The sequence below is a fragment of the Roseibacillus ishigakijimensis genome (assembly GCF_016595415.1).
In the GTDB taxonomy this organism is placed as follows: domain Bacteria; phylum Verrucomicrobiota; class Verrucomicrobiia; order Verrucomicrobiales; family Akkermansiaceae; genus Roseibacillus; species Roseibacillus ishigakijimensis.
The window spans coordinates 1-1678 of sequence record NZ_JAENIO010000088.1; the positions used below are offsets into that span (position 1 = coordinate 1).

General features: G+C 45.4%; 1 protein-coding gene. It reads left to right on the forward strand.

Annotated features, from left to right (window positions below; genetic code table 11):
* A partial coding sequence (locus JIN78_RS16650) for a choice-of-anchor L domain-containing protein (RefSeq protein WP_234038059.1) occupies positions 1 to 1627 on the forward strand: 1627 nt, incomplete at its 5' end.
* Positions 1628 to 1678: the final 51 nt, after the last annotated feature.

The following is a 1678-nucleotide window of genomic DNA, read 5'->3' on the forward strand; positions in this document are numbered from 1 at the left end:
CAATTTTGGGCGGCCACCGACATTGCAAGCCTTTTTTGCGTATTTTTTCCTTATTTTCAGTGCGTTACGTGCTCGATTTTTGTCGTGTAGTGTGTTCCGCGTTAGAGAGACTCTGGACCCCTACAATGGTGGATTTTTGGTGCTACCTTCCCACGATCAAGAAGTGGACCTGGAAGATGGAGTTTGCTTTTCTTTCAATCTGGATGTTTTGCCTGCTCTTCCGGCCAAGATTCGTATCTATCAGCGTGAATATGAAGGGGATGACCCGTGGGTGCAGATCGGGAGTCTGACTGAATTCGATACTATCAAAGGAATGAGAACCCTGCGAGGAAGCGCCGTGTGGATCCCTGAACTAGAGGGGGAATATGAGGTGCAAGCTGTTGTCGTCGATGGGACGGGAACAGTGATCGCTAGCGAGATTCGTCGAGTGGATGTCGGGAGCAATACCCCACCGGCTATTAACATCACTGGAGGTCCTCCCACTCCCTCGTCTACTGCTCAGGATGCTGTTTTTACCGCAATTGCTACAGATATAGATGGTGATAAAATTCGCCGGGTTGAGTTCTATGATGATGGAATTTTGATTGGTTCTGATGTAACCCCAGAAGAAGTTAGTCCTGGGGTTTTTGAATTTGGTGATGACATTGAGGATATTGAAGAGGGTTTCTATTTTCTGTTGCGAGGCACTCATAATATCACCGCAAAGGCCTTCGATGAGCGAGGAGGTGTTGGTGAAACGGTATCGCCATCTCAGTATGTGATTACAAGTGGAAATGCTCGACCTATCATTTCTGTGACTAACCCTGTCGATGTTGTGAGTGTGAATCAAGGGCACAGTTTTTCAGTTTCTTATTCAACAAGCGATCCTGATGGGGTGATGGATCTCGTAGAAGTGGAGGCTTATGATATAATGACTTTTTCTGGAGACGTCGATTCGTCTCCACCTTTTGGAAGTTTGTCAATCGATACCGCCGGTTGGGAATTGGGAGAACACACAATTCGAGTTGTGAGTCGAGACAATTCTGGGGCCGAGAGCTATCCACAGTATTTAACAGTGTTTGTTCGTTCTGCGGGTGGGGATATCTTTGCTGAAACCCTTGTAGAAAATATCACAGATGAGACTGCTGTTGTTTCGAATGAAATATTTAGAGGGGTTGAAGCATCAAGTAATGTTTTTCATTCGGGGCTCGCTTCTGGTTTAGAAATTGATAGTGGAGTTCTGCTCACAACAGGGAGTTTTGCTCTTTGGAATGGTGGAGATGATGACTTGGAGAATGAAGAAGCAATGGATGAGAGAAGGGATCCGGCATTTGGAATTAATAATATAGAGCTCGGAGACTCAGATCTTCAATCCAGGGTGTCTGGTGAACGAACATCTGACGCGGCTGTACTTGAATTTGATGTATTCTGCTCTGATGGACAATTAGAAATTGTTTATCAATTTGGTTCTGAAGAGTATGACGAGTTTGTTGGAGACTTTAATGATGGCTTCATGGCTACGGTTAACGGAGTTCTTGTTACATTGGTGCCTGATTGCTCGGATATTGTGGCCGTTAATTCAGTGTATCCGTTTCTCAGTCCAATTCACACTACACGACAAAAATTGAGGGGTGAAAAGGCGATTTGAGCCAAGCGAGAAACTCGTTGCGGTCCTTGGCCTTGAGGTGGGGATTGTTAA